The organism is Oscillibacter valericigenes, from assembly GCF_021531915.1.
Taxonomy (GTDB): domain Bacteria; phylum Bacillota; class Clostridia; order Oscillospirales; family Oscillospiraceae; genus Oscillibacter; species Oscillibacter valericigenes_A.
In genome coordinates this window covers 16,632-35,209 of the sequence record NZ_JAFBIV010000014.1, presented here as the reverse complement: position 1 = coordinate 35,209, position 18,578 = coordinate 16,632, and the positions used below count along the sequence as shown (strand labels likewise).

10 protein-coding genes are annotated in these 18,578 nt (G+C 57.2%); 4 read left to right on the top strand and 6 right to left on the bottom strand.

Features of this window, described 5'->3' with window-relative positions; genetic code table 11:
- Positions 1-257 precede the first annotated feature (257 nt).
- The 6 genes from JQM66_RS09555 to secA all read right to left on the bottom strand — a co-directional run bounded on the left by JQM66_RS09555 (position 258) and on the right by secA (position 12,990).
- Positions 258-2,195, bottom strand: a complete 1,938-nt coding sequence (locus tag JQM66_RS09555; protein WP_235229645.1) for an EAL domain-containing protein — start codon at positions 2,193-2,195, stop codon at positions 258-260.
- Positions 2,185-3,894: a GGDEF domain-containing protein gene (locus tag JQM66_RS09550; RefSeq protein WP_235229644.1), complete on the bottom strand. Its 1,710-nt coding sequence runs from the start codon at positions 3,892-3,894 to the stop codon at positions 2,185-2,187. The genes JQM66_RS09555 and JQM66_RS09550 overlap by 11 nt, the downstream gene beginning before the upstream one ends.
- 812 nt (positions 3,895-4,706) lie before the next feature.
- The gene (locus JQM66_RS09545; RefSeq protein WP_235229643.1) at positions 4,707-8,870 is read right to left on the bottom strand and encodes a hypothetical protein; all 4,164 of its coding nucleotides are present in this window, start codon (positions 8,868-8,870) and stop codon (positions 4,707-4,709) included.
- Complete coding sequence (locus JQM66_RS09540) at positions 8,867-9,211, bottom strand: hypothetical protein (protein ID WP_235229642.1); 345 nt, start codon at positions 9,209-9,211, stop codon at positions 8,867-8,869. The genes JQM66_RS09545 and JQM66_RS09540 overlap by 4 nt, the downstream gene beginning before the upstream one ends.
- A gap of 201 nt (positions 9,212-9,412) precedes the next feature.
- On the bottom strand, positions 9,413-10,615 hold the full coding sequence (locus JQM66_RS09535; RefSeq protein ID WP_235229641.1) for a winged helix-turn-helix domain-containing protein: 1,203 nt from the start codon (positions 10,613-10,615) through the stop codon (positions 9,413-9,415).
- Positions 10,615-12,990 carry a preprotein translocase subunit SecA gene (gene secA / locus JQM66_RS09530; protein WP_235229640.1) on the bottom strand — a complete coding sequence of 792 codons (2,376 nt, stop codon included), beginning with the start codon at positions 12,988-12,990 and terminating at the stop codon, positions 10,615-10,617. Before secA ends, JQM66_RS09535 begins: the two co-directional genes overlap by 1 nt.
- Positions 12,991-13,592: 602 nt before the next feature.
- Here secA and JQM66_RS09525 point away from each other — a divergent pair.
- The 4 genes from JQM66_RS09525 to JQM66_RS09510 all read left to right on the top strand — a co-directional run bounded on the left by JQM66_RS09525 (position 13,593) and on the right by JQM66_RS09510 (position 18,074).
- Complete coding sequence (locus JQM66_RS09525) at positions 13,593-14,267, top strand: response regulator transcription factor (protein WP_235229639.1); 675 nt, start codon at positions 13,593-13,595, stop codon at positions 14,265-14,267.
- On the top strand, positions 14,264-15,253 hold the full coding sequence (locus tag JQM66_RS09520; protein WP_235229663.1) for a sensor histidine kinase: 990 nt from the start codon (positions 14,264-14,266) through the stop codon (positions 15,251-15,253). Before JQM66_RS09525 ends, JQM66_RS09520 begins: the two co-directional genes overlap by 4 nt.
- A gap of 105 nt (positions 15,254-15,358) precedes the next feature.
- Positions 15,359-16,126: an ABC transporter ATP-binding protein gene (locus tag JQM66_RS09515; RefSeq protein ID WP_235229638.1), complete on the top strand. Its 768-nt coding sequence runs from the start codon at positions 15,359-15,361 to the stop codon at positions 16,124-16,126.
- Positions 16,119-18,074, top strand: a complete 1,956-nt coding sequence (locus tag JQM66_RS09510) for an FtsX-like permease family protein (RefSeq protein WP_235229637.1) — start codon at positions 16,119-16,121, stop codon at positions 18,072-18,074. The genes JQM66_RS09515 and JQM66_RS09510 overlap by 8 nt, the downstream gene beginning before the upstream one ends.
- Positions 18,075-18,578 lie beyond the last annotated feature (504 nt).

Sequence of the window (18,578 nt, the reverse complement as noted above, 5' to 3'; positions counted from 1 at the left end):
ATGATCTTGTTTTATTTTACCGAATTCACCGAGATTGTGAAACTTTTGTTTTTCACATGACGGGGGATAATTTTTGGATTTTACAGGTGGGGTCCCTTTGGGATATCTCCTTTACGACCCAATGCTTTCCGGCCCAGGCCCGTATGGGCAAGTCTGACTGACCCCGGTTTTCTTTCGGCCTTTCCGTCGGAAAAACAGAAGAATTCCTGAAATCTTGCGATTTCAGGAATTCTTCTGTACATCATATGATTCTGCGCTTATGCAGAACAGTTCTTTGCCTCATCCGCCTTTGGGAGCAGCAGCTCCAGCAGCTTGCTGCAGCTGACGGGAGGGGAGAAGTAGAAGCCCTGGATCATGTCCACTCCCCAACGGGAGAGCAGTTCCAATTCCGCCGGGTTTTCCACACCCTCTGCAACAACAGTGAAGCCCATGTTCCGCAGAACGGATACGGTGTTGCGGTAGAGCGCGGCGGCCTTTTCGTCGGTGCAGATGCCAGACAGCATGGACCTGTCCATTTTGATGACGGAAAAGGGAAGCTTCAGCACAGAGTTCAGGTTTGCGTAGCCGGAGCCGAAGTCATCCAGACAAAGGCCAATGCCGGCACTGGTGAACAGGTCGATGGTATTCCACAGGTTCTCACTGTAATCGGTTGCCACTGTCTCGGTGATCTCAAAGGAGAAATAAGACGCGGGAATACCGCTGTCGCGGATTGTGTTCACAAGCTGCTGGATATGTCCCTTTTTCAAAAGCTCTATGGGGGACAGATTGATTTTGACGTTCTGGATCTGCTCCATCAATTGGGGGTGCGCCTTCAGGAACGCACAGATCCGGCGCATTTGCAGCAGACCCAGACGGGCGATCTGGTCACTCTTTTCTGCAATGCTGATAAATACCTCCGGGGAAACAGGACCCAGAGTGGGGTGGCGCAGACGGCTGAGCGCCTCTATGGTGACATACCGCTTCTGGCTGGTGGAATAGACCGGCTGGAAATAGACCTCAAAGAGATCTTCCTCCAAAGCAGTCTGCAGGAAATGCTCGATTTCCTGTGTGTAGCGGAAGCCTTTCAGCGTTTTTGAATCTCCCTGGATCAGTACGGTTCTGCTTGTAGACGCGATCAGAGAGGAGAGATAATCCAGATAGCCCAACAGGAATTCGCAGCTGTCCAGCTCTTCTGCGTGAATGATGCCGCAAACCGCGACGGGGGAGGAGATGCTGTTTCCATTGATCTCCAGAGGCTGGGAGAACATCTCCTGAATTCTCCGCTGCGCGGCCTCGTACTCGGAGATGGTGGGGCAGATCAGCAGAAAGCGTTTGCCGCTGCTGCGGAATACCCGGGTATTCTTTCCCACCTGCTGCAGCATTTGCGCCATTTGGATCAACGCCCGGTTCCCCACATCCGTGCCCAGAATGCGGTTGATCCGCTTTAACTGGCACAGGTCCACCGCCAGCACATGAAAGCTCTTCTTGCGCTGGACGAAGTGGCTGCACTGCTCCCGGAAATCATTCAGGTCGAACAGCCCGGTGAGACTGTCCATGTGCTGGTAGGGGTTGTTGATGGTAAAAAACAGGATGGCGATGCACATGGCGATTCCAAAGCCGGTCAACAGGACGTCATGGTAAATGGACTGGATCACCACGCAAATCCCCACCAAAAGCAGAAGCTCGCGGATGGCGCGGACCTTCTGCTGGCCCAGCTGAGCGGCATAGATATAGCTGTTGACGGCCACCACTGCGATACAAGCGCCGGCGAACAGGTACATGCCGAGGTAATATGGTCCGCGGACATACCTGCCGGACTCATCGATCCGGAAAAACAGGCCGTGCCAGTGGTTGAGCAGGACAAGCAGGCTCATCAGGCCCGTAGAGACAACAAGACAGACAGACTTCCAACGGCTTGGAGACTGGTCGGACTCGTAATGGGTCCGGATATAGCTCAGCAGAGAAACGGGCACCAGCACCTGAAGAAGATACAGTACAGTCAAACACCATTCGGTTACCCAGGCCAGATCAGGCCGCGCCAGAGTGATGAGAATGGTGCACAACAGGTCGAATGCGATGTTTGCGATGCCCAGCAGCAGAAAAATGAGAAATGCCTTTGTGCTCCTGGTGCTCAGCGCCCGCTGCTCCATAAAGTGGTTCAGGATGATCAGCAAAAAGATCAATGCTGACAGCAGAAAATCCACATTATATGCCATAAGGCTTTCCCTCCCGTCCTTGACTTGCGGAGGAAAACTCCGTGGCTTGATACTCTTTTTGCTGTCGCTTGCAGGCGTACATAGCCTGGTCGGCCTCATATTTCCAGTCGCTCAGCCGCTTGCTCCGGCCTGCTTCGTCCCGCAGCAGACTTGCGCCGCAGGCAATGGAGAGCCGATGCCGGGCATCCTGATTGTACAGGCGGATGGCATCCTCCAACCGTTTCCGCCAGTCCTCCGCACTGCCCACCGGGTCCGGCAGAATGGCGGCAAATTCATCGCCGCCAATACGGTAGCAGGTGCCCATTTCGGAAAAAGCAGTCTCAATGCACCGGGCCGCTGCGATGATCAGCTCGTCGCCCACATTGTGCCCGAACTGGTCGTTGACATATTTCAGCCCATTCAGATCCATAAAGATCAGTGCTATGTTGTTATAGCTGTCAGAGCCCGTTTCCAGAGTTGTCAGGTATTTTTCAAAGCCGCGCCGGTTGGCAAGACCGGTGAGACGGTCTTCCTGGGACAGTCGTTGGTAAATGATGGCCTCTGCCTTGAACCGCAGGTTGGCTGCCATGGTGGTGACCAGAGAGGACAGCAGGCAAATGATATAGATCAGGATGCCGATCTCAAAAATTGCACCATAGTAGGGGATCTCCAACAGCCAGTACAGCAGGATGGCCAGCAGCCCGCCTGTGGCCAGGATGGCAAAGGCGATCAAAGTGACCTTGATCTCCCGATGATGTGTCCTGGCATACTCCTTCAGCATCAATACGGTGATCAGCCCGATTCCTGCGGCCAGCAGCAGGTGGGTGATCAGCAGCGTGTCGATAAAAGAACAGACGCCGAAATAATCCAGCAGGGTCTGTACCACAACGTTCAGGTAGAAAAGAAGCAGGCACACGTTGAGGCTGCGGAACCGGCCCATCTCCCCGGTGTTGCGGACGAAGTGGATCATGGGGATAGCCAGGGTCATAAAGGCGTAGAAGGATATATAGCACACCGAGGGGGACATGTTGGTGAGCTGCTGGATCAGAGAGGAGTCCAGCGTACACCAGGTGGCACAGATGAACAGGAAGCAGGCCACATTGGCAAAACGGGGATCCGGCATGTGGATGACCGACAGGTAGATGTGGATCCCCAGGGCGATGATCCCCATGAGCAGCATGGTGAAGACCATGACAAAGGTGAAAATATCACTGGATGCCTGCCAGCGAAAAACGGCGCTGCTGCTGCCCAGATAGACGGCGGAGAGGTGAAAGTGACCGTCCCCGGGGTTCTGATAAACCAGAGCCAGGGGTTGATCTTCCGGCCCCCCCAGGATGGAGGCAGTGCAGTACAGCTTGGAACGCATCTGTTCATTTCGGGGGAAATCCGAATCCTCATAGGCGTAGAGCACCTGATCTCCCAGCAGGATCTGAAGACGGTAGACGGCGCCCCGGGTAGTCAAGGTGCTGGCGTGAACGGAGGAAAAACTGTCATTGTACAGCACCAGGTCCGCTCCGCCGTCCAACGTGATGGAGCAGGGCAGATCCACATCCACTCTCTGTCCATCCTGAAGGTAATACCAGCCGTCCAGCTGCTCCACACCGCCCGGTGCGGAAGGGCGCTGAAGCCGCGAGGTCCCCGAGGAGAGAAACACAGCGGCCAGCACGATGAAGATCAGAGCTTTTTCAATAGAGGGAAAAAGCCTGCGCTTGTCAGTCATGGCATAGGCCCCTTTTCATAAATAATATTTGGGAACAAAATCGAAAATAACTGCCATTTTTCCAAATTATATGTATCTTTATAAGCAGTATATCCTTCCGTTTCGGCAAAGTCAATGGACAAATAGCAGACGTACTTAAAGTGCAGCATCTGAAATCACCATAAAAACTACCGATTTCTTTCGAAATCAGTGGTTTTTATGGTTGCGGAGACAGGACTTGCACCTGCGACCGACCGGTTATGAGCGGCGGCCGAGGCTGCTGTCGGCTGCTTTTGAGATCTTTCCGGGCCTATTGGGTCAAAATCACTTGCTGTCCGCTGCGTTGGCTCCGTTGTCTACTGCCTGCTCCGACTCCAGTCTGGGTCACGGCTTGGGTCAGGCCGATAGAATAGCCTCACAGGCGGATTTTAAGGAAAAGGAAGATTTATCAGCCACCTGGCACTGTGCGGCCTTGCAGCCCATCCAGTTCCTATCAGCAGGGAGAGCCGAATTCACACCCGGTGGAAGTACGCAAGAATTGCGTCGCAGTAAACAAAGAACAGGAACGTCTCTGCCCACAGCATTGGCACCATCCTCTCTGCACCAGATATTTGGCAACGCCGGCCGTAAGATCCCAGTGACGCTTCGGGCATTTGTGAATAAACAGGCGCTGCGCAAAAGTCGCTTCTGATTGGGAGGCGGCGTTTCTTCGCATACAACGGTAAAACCAAAATGCACCCCAAGACCCACAGAGAGTCTCGGGGTGCCTGGAATATTCAGGGTGCCTTATTCATTTTCTCATGCTTTGGTTTGCTGCAGCGACACGAGAGGGCTTACTGCTCCTTTTCCTCTTCTTTCTTACGCTTGCCCAGGAGAAGCAGCAGTGCGCCAAACGCCGCGGCGAGGGCACCCAGGATGCCGCCGTTCATTTCCATAGACTGTGCGGGAGCGGCAGCCAGGGGAGTCTTTTCATCCGCAATTTCTTCCAGAGACATTTCCTCTCCCAGCGTTTCTGCCTGCGCGTCCTCCTGACCGTCCTGAACGGCTGCGCTGGGGGCGTTCACTTCGCGGGTTTCACCGCCAATGTCGCCCGTCAGGGGAACAGCCTCGCCCCCGATGTCGGCAAGCTCCGCGCCGGTGGCAACGCTGCCTGCCAGAGGAACCTTCTCGTCCGCAATGTCGGCGGGCTCTGCGTCCGTGTCAATGCTGCCCGCCAGAGGAACATTCTCGTCTGCGATATCGGCAAGCTCCGTATTTCCATTGGGATTTTCCGCAGGATTCGTGCCGCCGGAATTGCCGGAATCACCGTTGCCGACGGAAGCCGGGGTCCGATAGGAGAACACTCCATTTGCGGCGTCGAGGGCATTCTGCACCGCCTCGGAAAGGGCACTCACATCCTTTTCCAACGCCCCGGCGTCTGCCAGCACGTTCTCATATGTAGCCATAGCCTGCTCATACTGCTTCACCAGCTCGTCATACCTGGAACCGTCGATTTCTGCCTGAGCAGTCAGCTTAGAGAGTGCGTCGATTGCATCGACTACCATGTCGTAGGCTTCCTGTACGCTGGCCTGAACCTTTCCGGCAGCCGTAACCTTACCCTTAGCGGCATTGACCGCTGCGCTTGCATCATCCAGTGCCTCCTGGAGAGCTGCCACAGAGGCAGCATTATGCACACCGACAGCCTTCTTGGCCTCAGCGACAGCTTTTCGAGCGGCCTTCAGATTATCCTGCGCCGTTGTGACGGCAGCCGCCTTCTCCCTTGCAGTCGTCTGAGCACTCTCCGCCTTCTTATTCAGTTCCGCGGCCTTGGCGGCAGCCTGATCAGCAAGGTTCTTTTTGAAAGCCGCGGCCTCCTTGGCAAGCTCCGCCGCCTTCTCCAGACCCTTGGCTTTGACATCAAGCCCGTTGGCAACAATCTTCAGGGCGGTAGCCTTGTCCTGCGCCTCCTTGGCAGCCTTTTCAGCTTCCTCTTTATTGGTGGTTGCCGTCGCCGCCAAACCTGCCAGGCGGTCAGCCTCGTCTTTGGCTTTTTGGGCATCGTTGGCCTTGACAGTTGCTTCGCTTCTGGCATTGGTGGCAGCCTCGTTCGCCTTAGTCAGCGCCGTTTCAGCAGCTTCCTTTGCAGCCTGTGCAACTTTCGCGTCCTCGGCGGCCTTGCCCGCAGCCTCATTCGCCGTTTTCAGTGCCTCAACTGCGGCAGTCTTCTCTGTCTGCGCTTGGCTCAGAGCCGTCTCCGCAGCTGTGACGGCATTGTTCGCCCCGGTCAGTTCGTCAGCAGCCTTTTTCTGCGCATCTTCCGCGTCTTTCAAGGCCTGGTCGGCTGCCGCTTTCTTTGCGGCGGCTTCCTCCGCCAGTTTTTCCGCAGCTTCCAGCTTTTCTCTCAGTACATTAACATCTGTACTTCCTGCCTGCCGTAGCTTCTCACAATCCGCAGCAGCCTTCTCTGCAGCAAGTTTTGCATCATCCGCATCCTTGACAGCTTTCTCTGCAGCAGTCTTTGCGTTTTCCGCATCCTGGGCAGCCTTCTCTGCAGCAGTCTTTGCGTCTTTCGCATCCTGGGCAGCCTTTTCCGCAGCAGATTTTGCAGCTTCCGCATTCTTGGCAGCCGTGTCCGAGGCAGTCTTTGCTTCATTTGCGGCATCCACAGCCTTCTGCGCGTTTTGAATATCTGTTTCATTCGGCTTCAAGCCATTGATATAATCTTTGTAGTCCTTTGAGCTGACCGCTTCTTTGTGATTACGTACCGCATCTTTATCCTTATTATCTTTCCAGTAGACAATCACTTCGCCTTCCTGAGGGTCCGTTCTGAAGTCAAAATACTCTGTGGTCGTTTTTTCATCGCTGCCAGTACACTGAATTGCGACATAATGCTTCGCCTTGGCACCGCCTGTTAAGGTTCCGAAATTTGCCGTAGCGTGTTCCCAGTCAATATTGGTATAACCCGCATGCTCCAACATGGTCCTGGCCACATCTACTGTATAGTTCGTCCGGTCATTGAAGTCAACCAAAGCTATAATGCTATTGGCCTCTTTCGAGGCTTTTTTAAGCAGCGCATCCGAAGCATCGGCACGATCTTTAAGCTCCTCCATACGGTCAAGCGTCTCCTGCGCGCCCTTAGCAGCCTCTGCCGCGGCATCCGCCTCGGTCTGTTTAGCCGCAGCATCCGCTTCAGCTTTCTCCTTGGCCGCTGCGGCATCAATAGCCGCTTGTTCTGCTTTAGCCAGCCTGTCAGCGGTGTCTTCCATTTTAGTGGCTGCATCTTCGGCCTCTTTCTTAGCAGCCTCAAGTTCCGCTTTTTTCTCCTCGAGATCCTGGTTGGCAGCTTCGACATCGTTTTCCAACTGCTCAAGGCCTTTTTCAGCAAGTGCTACCAGCTCCTGAGCCTTATTGACACCAGCAGCCGCAGTATTTACATTATCTTCCGCCTCTTTGACATTATCTTCCGCGTCAGTCACTGCTTTTTTGGCATTGTCTACGGCAGTTCGCGCAGCCTGGGCGGTTTGGTCGGCCTGAATCTTAGCAGTCTGAGCCGTTGTGACAGCATCCGCTTTCTCATCCGCAGTTGCCTGTTTTTGGGTAGCTTCCTCTGCCTTAGTGGTTGCTTTACTCTGCAGGTCTTTATACACCTTATCCTTGGCAGCCGCATCATCCGAGGCAGTCTGTGCGGCGCCCTCAAGTTCCGTGGCTTTGCCAGCAAGCTCATCCGCCGACTTCTTCAAGGCGTCGGCCTTGTCCTGCGCCTCCTTGGCAGCCTTTTCAGCTTTCTCTTTATTGGTGGTTGCCGTCGCCGCCAAACCTGCCAGACGGTCAGCCTCGTCCTGGGCATTTTGGGCCTCAGTGGCCTTAGCAGTCGCTTCGTTTCTGGCTTCAGTGGCAGCCTTATTCGCTTCGGTCAGCGCCGCATCAGCAACTTCCTTTGCAATCTGCGCGGCTTTTGCGGCTGTGTCGGCGATCTCCGCTTTCAACTGAGCCTTTTGGGCGGCAGCCTCCGCGGCAGCCTTTTCGCTTTTTGCCTGATCCAGAGCTTTCTGCGCTTCTGCGGCGGCCTTGTTTGCCTCGGTCAGTGCTTTGTCAGCGGCGTCTTTTGCAGCCTGCTCAGACGCCAGCGCCGCTTCAGCATCTTTCACACCCTGTTCAGCAGCCTTCTGCTCATCCTGCGCATTCGTCAGGTTTTGATTGGCCAGATCCAGCGCGTCTTTCGCGTTCGCCTTGGCCGCATCCGCATCGGCGGTATCCCCCAGGATCGCATCTAGCGCCTTCTGAGATTCTTCGACCGCCTTCTGCGCCGCCTGATACGCAGCGTCAGCCCTCTCCTTCTGATCCTTCAGATATTCCACGGAGTCCTCAGCCGTTTCGAGTGCGTCCTTCGCATCCTCCGCTTTCTCTTTCACGGCATCCAGGGCCTTCTGCGCGTCCTCGGCCTTTTTCTTGGCCTCCGCCTGCGCGGCTTCGGCCTCGGCGTGGTTATTGTAGGTTGCCTCCTGCGCCGCCTTGTTTTCCTCCGCGGCGTCCTTGATGGCCTGGCTGCTCTCAGAAGCGGCGCCCTGGGCGGCTTCTACCGCATCCTTGGCATCGTTGATGTTCTCCGCCGCGCCGTCACGGTACAGATTCTCTTTGACCGCATTCTGGTAGTCTTCCAGTGCCTGCTTTGCCTCGCCGTTTTCCTTTTCCAGCTTACTGACGGCTTCGTCCACCTTGCCCAGCGCACCGGCAGCCCCAGACAGGCCGCCCTGAATACCATCTTTGCTCGGAATTTCACCGGCATCGGTAACCGTTCCCTGCGCGGTATTGATGGCATCCCCCGCAGTGTCGATCGCGGCGATGGTCTCCTGGTTCTGGCTGATTGTCTGCGTGCCGTTTTCCAGCGTCTCACCGACATTTTCTGTTTCTGCCGCGGCCGCGCTCACCTGGAGGACCGAGGTGCCGCCGCTCAAAAACGCCATGATGCCGATGCCGATTGCATTGACAACTTTTCTGCCCTTCCCAAATTCGCTCATTTGTCCAGTTCCTCCTCCAATTTGGCACGCATTTCAATTCCGTCAAACAGATACTGCAATACATCCCTGCTGAATTTTCTGGCTGTCAGGCCGATGCTCCAGCATCCGTCCACCATGGGATCCTGACGGACAACATCGGCATACATGATCAGCGTTTCCGCAACCATGATGACATCCTTGCCCACCAGGTTCGGTGTGTCAGCCTCGGCCCGGATGCCCACGCCGATGGGGCCGAGATCCCGCACGCCCACATGCAGGACCTCCTGCGTGTCACACACAACGAGCACGCCCTTGGAGGGAAACGATACCCGTCCGATGGATCTTCTCTCAAGCTGTTCCATTGAAATAAGCCGCTCCTTTCTGCTCCGCGCGAAGTAAATCGTGTTTCTTCTACTCCGCTTTTTATGTTTTCATACAGGATTATACAAAGGACGACTTAACAGAACCCATAAAAAAGGGGCCGTGAATCAAAAAAATAAGGCAGCACCGCATAGCTGCCGGCGCCTTGCCGGATCATGCGGTGCTGCCGTGCGGCAGGATGTTTATTTTTCTGAAAAGGGCGTCCCGGCCGTGGAAAACAGTTGGCAGACCAGGCACAACCTTGCCGAGTCGGTGATGCCGCGGAAGCGCTGGCTGATCCGTTGGGAGATCGCATCCAGGTTTTCCTCCTGCGCTCCGATCAGGATCACCAGAAACTGGCTTCCGGAATAGCGGGTAAAGATATCTCCCGCGCGCAGCGACTGCGTGATCGCCAGTTCCAGCTGCTCCATTGCGCCGTGAAACGTCCTTGCCTCCGGGTTGGAGCGGCCATCCGCACTGCTGAGCGTGCACAAAAGCAGGCAGAATGGGGTATCGGTCGCTTCGCACATGCGGCTGGTGATGCGGTAGACATCCAAAAAGCCGGGCAATGGAATACAGTAGGGTCCGTTTTCTTCCGCCGATCCCAGCCACCTCCGGACCTCACCGGCGGTCTCGGATTTTCGCCAGGATTCCTTTTCCGGCTTTCTGAACCGGGCGCGCATCCGCTCCGGGGGCGGCGCGTCCAGCTCGGTCAGGTACAGCTTTTCCACCTGCCTGTACAATTCGTGGGCCTCCCTGATCCGTCCCTGTGCCAGCAGGCTCTCCTGCTGCCAGACCTGCCACTCGTCAAAGGGGAATATTTTGGAGGCAAGTCCTGTCAGGCGCAGAATCTCATTGTAGGCCCCCCGCTCCTTCAGCGCGCGGCACACCTCATTCAGACTGTCCCTGTAAATTCTCTGATAGCCCGCGCGGGCAATCTCCACCCAGCTCTCGCCGTCAAGCTCCGGCAGGAACCTGCCGCGGTAAAGGTCGCAGAGCCGGTATAGGGTATTTACCCTGTCGATGCCGGACATCAGGTCCGCCGACTGCCGAAGGTGCGCCGCCTCTTCCGTATCCACCCAGGTGGGAAAAGAGCTTTCAAAATAGTAGCGGTCAAATTTTACCCGGATATAGTTTTCATCCGGCAGATGGGTGTCCCGCAGCAGCTTGCGCAGCTGGGAAACCGTGGCGTTCAGGCTGTTGGCGGCGTCGATCTCCGTCTCCTGGCCGTAGAGCGTCTCCAGCAGGGCGTGTCTGGAAATGCCGTCCTCCTTGTGGTAGAGCAGGAGCTGGAGAAGCTGAACAGGCTTTGAGGTCTGCTTCTTTTTCATCTGCAGCAGCGCCCCGTCATAGTACATTTCAAAGCCACCGAGCATATATACCCGCAGGCTTCCGGTATACTCCATCACACACCCTCCTCGCTTCCTTCACGAAGGATCGCCATGGCTGCGACATATCTGATATTGCGGTTCATCTCCTCAAAGAGTCGTAAGGATTCCTTTTTATACTCTGTGAGTGGGTCCTTCTGCGCATAGCTCACAAGACCAATGCACTGGCGAAGCTGCTCCATCTCGTCAATATGCTCCATCCACCACCGGTCCGCAACGCGAAGAAGGGTTGTCCGTTCCCGTTCCCGAAACGCCGCGCTGTCCGCGGAGGCGTCCTCAAGCCTTTCATACCGGCGGCTCATCTTTTCCGCAAGGCATTGGGGAAGCTCCTCTTCCCCGCACCGCGCACAGGCGGCTGTCTCGAACGGCGCAAGGACTTCCGCGAAAGCCTGTATGGCTGCGTTTCTGCGCTCAGCCGGGCTGCCCGCGGCAGCGGCCTCCACCGCATCTGCCGCCGCGCCTTGGAACAGCTTGCCGATCAGCTCGCGGATATCCGTTCCCTTGAGGACCCGCAGCCTCCAGCTGTAAAAAATCTCCCGCTGCTCGTTGAGCACCTGGTCGTACTCCAACAGATGGCGTCGCTGGGCAAAGTGGTCATTCTCCACCCGGCGCTGGGCCTGCTCCACCGCTTTCGTCAGCGCAGCATGGGTCACGCCGCCCGCCCCTGCGGTACTATGCAAATCAAAAACGGACTCCATCCGCTTCCGGCCGTTAAGCCGCAGCAGGCTGTCCTCCAGTGAGAGGTAGAACCGGGATTCCCCGGGGTCTCCCTGCCGCCCGGAGCGTCCCCGCAGCTGATTATCAATGCGTCTGGAATCATAGCGCTCTGTTCCGATGACCAGAAGCCCGCCGGCAGCCCGGGCCCTGTCATCCAGCTTGATATCGGTACCCCGGCCCGCCATATTGGTGGCGATCGTCACCGCTCCCCGGCGGCCGGCCTCTGCAACGATAGCTGCTTCCCGCTCATGGTGCTTCGCGTTGAGCACATTGTGCCGGATCCCCCGCTGGGCAAACAGCTGGCTCAACTCTTCCGAATCGCTGACGCTGGCGGTGCCGACAAGGACAGGCCGCTTGCAGGCCGCGCATTCCTCCACAGCGCGGCAGACGGCCTCCAGCTTTTCCTGCTTTGTCCGGAATACAAGGTCCTCCTTATCCACTCGGAGAACTGGACGGTTGGTGGGGATCTCCACGATATCCATACCGTAAACTTCCCCAAATTCCTTTCCTTCCGTCCGGCCCGTGCCGGTCATGCCCGCCTTTTTCTGATACTTATTGAAGAAATTCTGATAGGTGACTGTGGCCGCCGTGCAGCTCTCTTTCTGAATACGGACGTGCTCCTTGGCCTCGATGGCCTGATGAAGCCCGTCAGAATACCGCCGCCCCGGCATGATCCGCCCGGTAAGGCCGTCCACAATGAGAATCTCCCCATCCTTCACCACATAATCCTTGTCCCGGATCAGCAGATTGTTCGCCCGCAGAGCCAGGTTCATGTGATGCTGTATCTCTATATTCTGTATGTCCGCGATATTCTGGATGCGGAAGAATCTCTCCACTCTGTCAATACCGCTGTTTGTGAGCATGACCCGGTTTTCCTTCTCAATGACGACAAAATCTCCGGTCTCCTTCTGCTCCACCCCGGAAATGATATCCAGCTTGGACAGTTCTTTCACATCCTCACCGCGGGTCAGCCTCCGGGCCAACACATCGCAGGCTTCATAAAGCTGTGTGGAGCGGGTGCTCTTTCCCGAGATGATCAGTGGGGTCCTGGCCTCATCGATCAAAATGGAATCCACTTCATCAATGATGGCATAGTGAAATCCACGCTGGACCAGCTGCGCCTTGGAAAGAGCCATATTATCCCGCAGGTAATCGAATCCCAGTTCGCTGTTTGTCACATATGTAATGTCGCAGCCGTACGCCTTCTTTCGCTCTGCGATACTCATACCGCTCAACACCACGCCAACGCTCAGACCCAGGAACTCTTGCACCTGCCCCATCTGCTCCCGGTCACGCTTTGCCAGATAGTCGTTGACCGTGACGACATGGACGCCCTCCCCCGTCAGCGCATTGAGGTAAGCAGGCAAAGTTGCCACCAGCGTTTTGCCTTCTCCGGTACACATCTCCGCGATCCGGCCCTGATGCAGCACGATCCCGCCGATCAGCTGCACATAGAAGTGCTCCATTCCCAGCACCCGGCGGGCTGCCTCCCGGACAACAGCATATGCCTCCGTAAGCAAATCGTCCAGCGTTTCGCCCTCGGCCAGACGCCTCCGAAACTCCCATGTTTTATTCCGGAGCGCGGCGTCGCTCAACGCGGACGTCTCGGCTTTCCGGGCGATGATCTTATCTGCAATCGCCCCGAGCTTTTTCAATTCTCTGTTTCTGCCGGTCATAAGCGAATCTCCCCGTATGTTCTCTCCCGAGATTGATTATTCGCGCTTGAATCTATTTCCGAAACGACCCCTGTTCCGCAAAGAAGAATTGTTTCCACGGGAGCGATATCTACTATTTTATTTTACCAGAGAAGAAGTGGTTTGTCCCCCTTTTTTTCCATGAATTGCAAATTTTGTACATGAATGGCAGGAAAGTACCCCGGCTGGTGATGAACCGTACCCGCCAAGCCAATGTCATTATAAAACGGTTAGAAAAGTGCTGAAAGACGCGGCTGCTACTTGCCGAGACAAAAGTAAAAACCCTGAAATCGTTGCGATTCAAAGGCTTTATGGTTGCGGAGACAGAACTTGAACCTGCGACCGACCGGTTATGAGCTGCGGCCCGGGTTGCTGTCTGCTGCTTTGAGATCTTTCCAGGCCTATTTGGCCAAAATTGCTTTTTGTCCGCTCCGCTGTTTCCGTTGTCTGCTGCCTGCTTCGATTCCAGTCTGGGTCACGGTTTGGGTCAGGAACGAACGAAGATCCCTTTGGAATTTGACATTTTCGTGCCCGGATGCTATGCTCCAACCAGAATGAAAACATCATGGGGAGGGGGAAGCACAGTGTACCGAATCTTTGTGGTGGAGGATGACGCCGTCATCGCAAGCGCCGTGCAGCGGCATCTGGAGAGCTGGGGGTATCAGGTAGCCTGTGCGGAACATTTTGACGATGTGCTGTCGGAATTTGCCGCTTTCGACCCCCAGCTGGTGCTGCTGGACATCTCCCTTCCTTTTTTCAACGGCTACCACTGGTGCCGGGAGATCCGAAAGGTGTCCAAGGTCCCTATTTTATTTCTCACCTCCGCCTCAGATGACATGAATCTGGTGATGGCCATGGAGATGGGCGGGGACGACCTGCTGGCCAAGCCCTTTCACCTCCAGGTGCTCTCCGCCAAGGTGCAGGCCATGCTGCGGCGGGCCTACGATTTCGCCGGTACCGCCCACCTGCTGGAGTGCGGCGGTGCGGTGCTGAATGTGTCCGATGGGACTTTGACGGCGGGCGGAGAGAAAGTGGAGCTGACCCGGAACGAGTTCAAAATTTTGCAGCTCCTGCTGGAGCACCGGGGCGAGATCGTCAGCCGGGAGGCCATCATGACCCGGCTGTGGGAATCCGACAGCTTTGTGGATGAGAACACCCTGACGGTAAATGTGACCCGCTTGCGGAAGAAGCTGGAGAGCGCGGGACTGACGGACTTCATCCGCACCCGGAAGGGCGCGGGCTATCTGGTGGAGGGCTGAGGATGCTGCTGGCTTACCTGAAACGCCAATACAAGCTGCTGTTGCTGCTGGCGGGAGCCGTCTGCGTATTCGCGGCGGTCTTTGCCCTCTACGACCTGCCCCTGGAGGCAGTGCTCTACGCCGGGGTACTGTGCCTGGCGCTGGGGCTGGTCCTCTTTGCGGTGGGGTACAGCCGCTTTCTCCGGCGGCACCGGGAACTGCAGCAGCTTTTGCGGCAGGCGGGGGAGAAGGCCCTGCCCCTGCCGCCCGCCAGGGGACTGCTGGAGGAGGACTATCAGGCGCTGCTGCGGGCGGTCTGCCAGGACCGGGCCCGGCTGGCTGCAGAGAACGAGAACCGCCTCCGGGAGCTGACGGACTACTACTCCCTCTGGGCCCACCAGATCAAGACGCCCATCGCCGCCATGGACCTGCTGCTGCAGGAGGATGACTCTCCCCACCGGGGCGAGTTGGAAACAGAGCTGCTGAAGATCCGGCAGTATGTGGAGATGGTGCTCTCCTATCTGCGGCTGGACAGCGATTCTACGGATTACGTTCTGCGGGAGTACCCACTGGACGACATCCTGCGGCAGGCGGTGCGGAAGTTTGCCAAGATATTCATTCTGAAAAAAATCACCCTGGATTTCCGGGAGACCGGAAAGACCGTGCTGACGGACGAGAAGTGGCTGCTGTTCGTGGTGGAGCAGGTGCTCTCCAACGCCCTGAAATACACTCCGGCCGGCGGCACCATCCGCATCTACGGGGACGGCGCCACGGTGGTCATTGCCGACAGCGGCATCGGCATCCGGGAGGAGGACCAGGCCCGGGTGTTTGAAAAGGGCTTCACCGGGTACAATGGCCGGGCGGGCAAGAAATCTACGGGAATTGGGCTGTACCTATGCCGTCAGGTCATGGACCGGCTGAATCACGGCATCTCCCTCACCTCATGGCCCGGTCAGGGGACGCTGGTGCGGCTGGACCTGGGCCGGGAGGGCCGCATGGTGGAGTAACCTTACAAAAGTGTAAGAAACGGAGCCGGACTGTAAGCCAAATCGATGGCGGACAGTCCGGCTTGTTTGGTAAGATGATGGCAAGCTGAAAGAGGAGGAACCTTTATGCCATTATTGGAAGTACAGCACCTGCAGAAGGTCTACACCAGCCGCTTCGGCGGCAGCCAGGTAGAGGCGCTGCAAAACGTGAATTTCTCTGTGGAGCCGGGGGAGTATGTGGCCATCATGGGCGAGTCCGGCTCCGGCAAGACCACCCTGCTGAATATTCTGGCGGCGCTGGACCGGCCCACCGCCGGAGAGGTGTTTTTGAACGGTAAGGCCCTGTCCGATGTCCGGGAACGGGACCTGGCGGCCTTCCGCCGCTCTCATCTGGGCTTTGTGTTTCAGGACTTCAACCTGTTGGATACCTTCTCCCTGTGGGACAACATTTTCCTGCCGCTGGTGCTGGCGGGTCGGCCCTACGAGGAGATGGAGCGGAAGCTGAAGCCCCTGGCGGAGCAGTTGGGCATCGCCGACATTCTGGGCAAGTACCCCTACGAGGTCTCCGGCGGGCAGAAGCAGCGGGCGGCAGTGGCCCGGGCCCTGATCACGGACCCACAGATCGTCCTGGCGGACGAGCCCACTGGCGCCCTGGACTCCCGGTCCTCCGACAATCTGCTGGAGCTGTTTGGCGAGATCAACAAGGGCGGACAGACCATCCTGATGGTGACCCACTCCGTGAAGGCCGCCAGCCATGCGGGGCGGGTGCTGTTCCTGCGGGACGGCAGGGTGTATCACCAGCTCTACCGGGGCAGCGAGAGCCGGGAGGCCCAGTTCCGCCGCATCTCCGATACCCTGACGGTCCTGACCCAAGGCGGTGAGAACCATGGGTAAGCGCAGCTTCTTTCCCCGGCTGGCGCTGGTGAACCTTGTCCGCAACGGCCGGTATTACGGCCCCTATCTGCTCTCCTGCGGCGCGCTGGCCGCCATGTATTATATCCTGCGGTTCCTGACCTGGAACGAGGTCATTCAGACGGTGCGGGGCGCCGCCTACCTGCAGGTCATGATGTCTATTGGCTGCTTTGTGGTGGCGCTGTTTTCAGCGGTGCTGCTGCTGTACGCCAACAGCTTTGTGATGAAGCGTCGGCAGAAGGAACTGGGGCTCTACAACATTCTGGGCCTGGAAAAGCGCCACATCGCTGCCCTGTGTTTCTGGGAAACGCTGCTGTGCGCCGCCGCTGTGATCCCCGGCGGCATCGCGGCAGGCATCCTGCTCAGCAAGCTGATTTTGCTGCTGCTTTTGAAGCTGGTGCAGATCCCGGTGCAGTTCGGCTTTTCTGTCAGCGTCAGGGGCATGGGAGAGACGGCGTCGCTGCTGGGCGTGCTGTTCCTGCTGGCGCTTTTATGGAATCTGCTGCGCCTGGGGCGGGCCCGGCCCATTGAGCTGCTTCACAGTGACAGCGTTGGAGAGCGGGAGCCGAAAACAAAGCGGCTGCTGGCGGTCCTGGGGCTGGTGTCGCTGCTGGGGGGCTATGCCATCGCCCTCACCACCCGGAACCCGGTGAACGCCCTGATGCTGTTCTTCGTAGCGGTCATTCTGGTGATGATCGGCACCTACTGCCTGTTTACCGCCGGGTCCATCGCTCTGCTGAAGCGCCTGCGGGCCAACAAGGACTTCTATTACCAGACCCGCCACTTCACCGCCGTCTCCGGCCTGCTGTACCGCATGAAGCAGAATGCAGTGGGCCTCGCCAACATCTGCATCCTGGCCTGCATGGTGCTGGTGACCGTGTCCGGGACGCTGTGTCTCTATCTGGGGGCGCAGACATCCCTGGACAGCAAGTATCCCGATGATATTCTGGTGACGCAGACGCTCAAGGACGATACTGACCCCGACGCCACGCTGGACCTGGTGCGGCAGACTGTGGCAGATGCGGGGCGGCAGGTGACGGACCTGCGCTATGAGACCTCCGCCTCCTTCCACGCCAGATACAGCGGCAATACGGTGCTGACGGACATGAGCCAGAGCGGCCTTTTGACGGAGGTCACGATCCTGACGGCGGAGGAGTACAGCCGCCTGACGGGGGAGACGGTCTCTCTGGAGGAAAACCAGGTGCTGGCCTATACGGACGGCGATTTTCAGCTGCCGGAAACCTTCTTTTTTGCGTATGAGGAGTCTCCCGTTCAGGTGAAAGCCCGGCTGGACAGCTTCCCCGCCGGGGACAGCGCCATCGTCACCAACGAGGTCACGCTGGGTCTGGTGGCAGACGGCGCCCTGGCGGAGCACCTGATGAACATGGACCTGGCCCGCCGGATTTTCCGCATCCATCTGAACACCGACGGCACCGGCAGCGAAAAGCTGGATTGCGCAAAGGCCATCCTGGCAGTCTCCGATGGGAACTACGGCGTGGCCAGCCGCCAGGCGATGGCGGAGGAATTCTACGCCATGTACGGCGGCTTCCTGTTCCTGGGTATCTTTCTGGGACTGCTGTTCCTGCTGGCCACGGTGCTCATCATCTACTACAAGCAGATCTCCGAGGGCTATGAGGACCAGCGCCGCTACCAGATCATGCAGCAGGTGGGCATGAGCCGCCGGGAGGTGGGGGCCTCCATCCGGGGGCAGATCCTGCTGGTGTTCTTCCTGCCCCTGCTGGCGGCGGGACTACATATTCTGGCGGCATTTCCCATGCTCTGCCGGATTCTGGAGCTGTTCGGCCTGTACGACGTGGGGCTGTTCGCCCTCTGCACGGCGGGGGCGCTGGCGGTCTTTGCCGCGGTGTACGCCCTGGTGTACGGCCTGACCGCCCGGACCTATGAGCGGATCGTAGGCAGTGTGGTGTAAGCAGCAGCCGTATGCGTTTTGCAGATAGAAATTCAGATTCCACTTCATCGGTAACCATCCCGCCGGGGCAAGCCCCGGCGGGATTTGTTTAGAAAAGAACGGGAATATCGCAATGCTCCGAGTCAAAATTTGCGATGCAGTCATCAAAGAAGACCACAGATACAAAGGAACACAGCAAGCAGCAATCCTTGCCCTGTGGGCCGCTGTGTGCCCTCGGCGGGGAATGGGTGGCACCCGTACACCTTCAAGTCGCTTCTGAGGCGGCGTAGACAGTTTGTGAGGGAAGCCCTGCTGTGAGTAAAAAGTACACCAAAAGCCATGACTATGACTCCGCCCACAACAGCTATTCAGGCCGGAGAAAGTGATCTGATGGATCAGCTTTGGAAACAGTGCTTCGGCTTCATTCGTCAACAGGCTATGAAATGGCCTGCTTTACTGCAAACGTTGAGTTGAGCGCCGAGAACAAGAGCGATATCTTCTCTTTTAGGAGAATCAAGATATGAG